2 protein-coding genes are annotated in these 5092 nt (G+C 51.3%); both read right to left on the reverse strand.

Annotated features, from left to right (window positions below; genetic code table 11):
- Positions 1-4401: T9SS outer membrane translocon Sov/SprA (gene sprA / locus VIR50_RS01675; protein WP_331933417.1), on the reverse strand; the 4401-nt coding region annotated here is incomplete at its 3' end.
- Between the two features lie 22 nt (positions 4402-4423).
- The gene (gene ruvA, locus VIR50_RS01680) at positions 4424-5044 is read right to left on the reverse strand and encodes a Holliday junction branch migration protein RuvA (protein ID WP_331933416.1); all 621 of its coding nucleotides are present in this window, start codon (positions 5042-5044) and stop codon (positions 4424-4426) included.
- Positions 5045-5092 lie beyond the last annotated feature (48 nt).

Below are 5092 nucleotides of genomic sequence, written 5' to 3' on the forward strand. Positions count from 1 at the left end.
GGCTACCCGGTTGCTCGGAGTGGCGGGGTCGTACATGAAATACTCACCCGTGAAGGAGGCGTTGCCCATTGTTTTCGCCCGATTGCGCTCCTTTTTCAAGGTCGTAAATAGCTGGAGGGGAATGTTTATCATGTTTTCGGCAGGCCATACGAGGGCTCTTTGCGGCGTGGAGTGCAGGTCGTAGCGGCCCGGAGCTGTCAGTTTAAGTGGCACTTCGTACTCATAATAGTTGTTCTTGTAGTCACTTCCCAAGCGAATAAATACGCTTAGCTGGTCGTTTTGCAGGTTAGTTACGTCTTGCTGGAGGGCATTGGCGTGGGCAAACATTTGCAGTTGGCGGTATTGGCGCATGTCTATGTGGGTGTGTTTATAGACAGCTTTCGACTCGCCTGCCGACAAATTCTCGGCCACAAGGTCAAGCGCTTGCTCGTTGTTCATCACCACTTGGGGCTGCGCAGGGTCCTGAATACGGTCTATTCCGGGTGGAACGACATAGTTGACAGGCTGTTTCTCGCCGTTCTCTTCTATGTTTACGGCGCTTACATTCAGGCTTCCGGTGCCTGCTATCTTATCTAAATTCTGCTCATAGAGCCGCCAATCGCCCCTCACAAGGTCCAAGCTGCCGAATCGAAGCACCACGGGGCGCTTGAAACCGGTAAGAAACATGCGCATGAAACGGATGGAAGTAAAGTCTGAAATGGCGCCGAAGCGCTTCTCAAACTCATTAACGGGAATACGGAATTGGTACCAATTGACTACTTCTTTCGTGTTATTACGCAGTGAAGCGGCGTATTCGCGCTTGTCAACGATGAAGTTTCGCCCCACTTCTAAGTCGTTTGGACGCAGCGAAACATGGTATTCAAAGTACTTTTCATACTCATTGAGCGTGTAATCTTGGTTGATGTCCTCCACGTCGGGCGTGGTTTTATAGGATGTGTCGTAGCGTTCTTGGCGCTGTTCGCTGTCGGGTGAGTTGCCTTGAGGGTTGTTAATGTACTTATACCGTTGCAGTATGGAGGCCTTCTTTTCGTCAAGATCGCTGCCCCTAAAGTAGTGGTAGTTGTCGTTGGCAGGGTCATTGACGATGTCGTTCATCACTTCCGGGCTCACTTTTCCTCGTATCTCATTGAGGAAAGGCTGGTAAGTGGCAAACGAACGTTCCTGCTCATCGGTCATGCCATTGAAGCCTACGTCTTGTAATTGTCGAGCTTCGGCCGAGGTGGCAAAGGCATACGTCGTGGTCGTTTGTGTGGGAATGCGGCCCCATTGGGTAGTAGTGAAGCTGTTGGAGCCGTCCACCGGCATGCCACTTTCATAAAATTTCTTGCCATCGGGCAGTATATCTTCGCTTATTTCGCCCAAATCAATGTAGAGATCGCCGCCATATTCGGCCGCGTCAGCTTGCTGTCGACTGTATATAAAGGGGTCGAGGAGCCAGAATTCGATGTACTCCACGTTGGCCGTTTCAAAGTCATTAAGGTCGAGTTTTCGCATCATGCCCCCCCAATGTCTTTGCGGTTGGCGCAAAGTTCCGTCCCGATTGAGGTCGGGATTGAAGTTATAAGGGCCTCGTTCGTCGGGATAATAGGCCAAGTTGAGTATGTTCAGCGTGTTGGCAGCGCCCCCGCTGTTGTATGCGCTGTAGTCTCTGTTGGGGTAAAGTTCACGCATGTACACCTCACGAACGTAGTGATTGCTCAGTTGATCGACGTCACTGCGGATGTGGCCGGGCGTAAGTGAGCTGCTACGGCGGGTAAACAACGGGTCAATATTGTACCAAGCAAGCCGGCTTCTATGGTAACCGGCGGCTAAAGTGGTCTTTTCCTTGTGCTCGGGAAACATCGATGGCACGCTGGAAATGAACCAAGAAGAGGGTAAAGACACATCAATGGCCGACTTGGAGTTCTCAAAATCGTCGAGATAAGAGGCGTTATCCTGCGTCCCTTTGGTCTGTCCGGCGATGAGTTGTGCGAATTCGCCGGTCAAAGAGATGTGTGATGGCTGTGTAAGATGTAAGAAAGGAATCTTGTCAAGCATGTTGGTGAGCCACTGACTCTCGGTTTTCCAGTTGACATTTACACCCCACAACGTGTTATTGACGGGCTCGGCACCCATCGAAACCTTATTAATGATGGCTTGTTCCTGCAGATGTTGGAGCGTACCGCTTATCTGAAAGTCCTTTGAAAAGTCGTATTGCCAGTTCAATCCCACCATAGTCTTGCGCATTTGGCCAAGGTCTGAGTTGCTCTCTAATGACACATTGACCGCCGTTCCTGCGTCAAGAATGCTCTTATTGAGTATCGTTACCTCGCCGGCGCTGTAGTCTACGGTGTAATCAGTGCCTTCGTTGAGCCTTACTCCGCCCGCCGTTACGACGACAGAGCCTTGTGGTACGTCGAAAGTTCCTAAGGAAATAACGTTTGCGGATGAGCCTCTGAAACGGCCGGAGAGGACAAACTTGTCCTTCTCGGCTATCTGTCGGGCCGCCGTGCGGGTAGATTCGTAAAGTTCGGTAAAGGCATATTTGGCGGCCACTTGGGGCGAAACGCCCTGCTTTGTCAAGTAGTTATAGAGGTAAGAGCCGAAAGGTTCGGTCTCAGGGAGGAACACTCGGCCGTCGCTGATGGTATATCCCTCGATGAAATCAAAGTAGCCATTGGGTTGAGTGTTATTGTTATTGTCGAGACGGTCGGCCCCCAAGGCTTTGATAAGCATGTGATTCTTTACTTGGGGCTCGGGAATATAGTTGAGATACACGCCCGTCGTGTCGCTCTGATACTTCACATCGAGCCTGAATCGGTCCTTTTCCACACTGTCACCCAGCCTATATACGTTCTTCATCATGAGCTTCCAGTTGGCCTGAAGCGGGTTATTGCTCGTGTTTTTCAGTGCTTTTACGAGCAAAGCCTGCCCCACATCGGTCTTATCGGTGGCAAATTCACCCACCTGATAGGTGCGACCGCCATACGTATATTCGTAAGCCACGGCCACGACTTGGTCGGATTGCAGATTGGTTTTGAGCGAAATATAGCCCAAGGACGTATTGACGGTGTAGGCCGAAGGGTCGAGTAGGGTGGCGTGGGCTATCTTTTCAAAGTCCTGACCGCCTACAAGGCCCTGCCCCTCAAGCGCCGTTGAGGCGTAATCGATGTCACGCAAGGCCGTATTGGCATTGAGCGTAGCGTATTGGGAATTAGCTTTGTTGTCGGGAACGGGCAGCCCCAATGTGGTCCAAAGGCTGTTGCTGACCTGCCGATTCTCACCCAAATCGGTGAGCGCCACGATGTCTCGGGTGCCCGTAGTGGTGCCCGACTTGTTTGTTATCCACACTTCCACACGGTTGATGGTAAGCCCCGTGGTTACATGGGGCAGCTTCCGCATGTGCTCATCGTAATGTTCGCGGAAGTGATGGCTGAGAAAGAAGTGGGCGTTTTCCTCATAGTCGGCCGCGTTTATCTCGAAAGACGTGAGTTGCACTCCACCCTTTGAGGCCACGCTCTTGGCCGAACTGCGTTTCTGTGAGGCCACCATTTGGAGTTTCAACCTGCCAAACTGCATGTCGGTACGTACGCCGAAGAGCGAGTTGGCGCCCATAATGAGCGACGAATTGCTGGGAAAAGCCACGTTGCCCGCCTCAACCAACTTGATAATATCGTCGTCCTTACCGTCGTAACGCAGCTTAAGATTCTGCGTATCGAAGTCAAACGTGGCGTCAGTATTGTAGTTAAGGTTCATGTTTACCTTATCTCCCACCTTACCATTGACCGACAGATTTATCTTTTCGTCGAACTCCAACGACGTAGTTTTGCGATTTCGGATAGATAACGATGGGTTATCAATCTTCTTGATGTTGCCTCCTAACTTCAATTCGGCTGTTCCTTGCGTGCGTATTCGTACGCCTCCGGGCCCAAATATCTTCTCCGCGGGGCCCAAGTTAAAGCGCATATCGCTGAAATCGAACTTCTCTTTGCCCTTCTTTTGGTAAATGTCATCGTTTTTGGCCCTGAAAAAAGCATGGCGACGGCGCGCATCCAACCACCTCATATACTCATCGGGCGTCATCATGACGGGCGCTGCGAGATACGTACCGCCTATCTTCGTGCCAATAACATAGCGCTTCAGGGAGTCGTTATAGCTCACTTCGTAATGCAGATTGGCGGGCTGTCGCAGGTCGAGCGCACTCGAATCGAGGTCGTTATAGGTAATGGGTGTGGTACGTTGTACGCGCCATCGGGGTTTCACGGTGGGCAGACTGTCGGAGGAAGGCTTAAGAGTATCGGCCGAAGCGTGGACCGATGAGGGGGTAGAAGTAGGGGAATGGAGAAACGGCACGGCTATCGCATAGCTCACGACATAGGTCGCAAGGAGAGCCATGGTAGCCAATTTACGGTTTCGTTTCATCATTCCCGAGCCCTTTAGAGTTTTACTTGATACGTTTGAGGGCTTCCTTCACCACCATTTCCACGGCCATATCGGGCTGTTCTTGCAGGATAGCCGTCACCACTTTGGCCGACGGTGCGGGTGAGAATCCTAACATGGTGAGTGCTCCCACGGCCTCATCCTTCACGTCGTTATTGACGATGGGCGCGCTGCCTTCCTGCGAGTTAAGATGTAGCTCGTCGGCAATGCCGCTGGCGATAATCTTGTCTTTCAGGTCCACAATAATGCGTTGAGCCGTCTTAAGGCCTATTCCCTTGACGCTCTTTATCATCCTTTCGTCGCCCATAGCTATGGCATTGCACAGCTCGGCGGGCGTCATGGACGATAACATCATACGAGCCGTGTTGGCACCGACGCCCGATACCGTAATCAAAAGCCGATAAAGAGCCCGCTCTTGCTTGCTTTGGAAGCCGAAAAACGTGAAATTGTCGTCGCGACCGCCTGTCACCAACGACTCGTGAACAAAGAGTTTCACCTCTTTCTTGCCCTGAATGGCACTGTAGGTTGTCAACGAAATATTGAGCGCATAGCCCACTCCTGCCGCTTCGACAACAGCAACCGCAGGGGTAAGATCGGTGAGCTCGCCCTTGATATATTCAATCATAAGTGTTTGTTTTTTGTATATATACAAAACGATAACGCAAAGTTAAGG

This window comes from Prevotella sp. (genome assembly GCF_036570325.1).
GTDB lineage: Bacteria > Bacteroidota > Bacteroidia > Bacteroidales > Bacteroidaceae > Prevotella.

Excerpts from the sequence above, each read along its gene's own strand:
- ruvA (WP_331933416.1), bottom strand. The coding sequence starts at position 5,044 with ATGATTGAATATATCAAGGGCGAGCTCACCGATCTTACCCCTGCGGTT.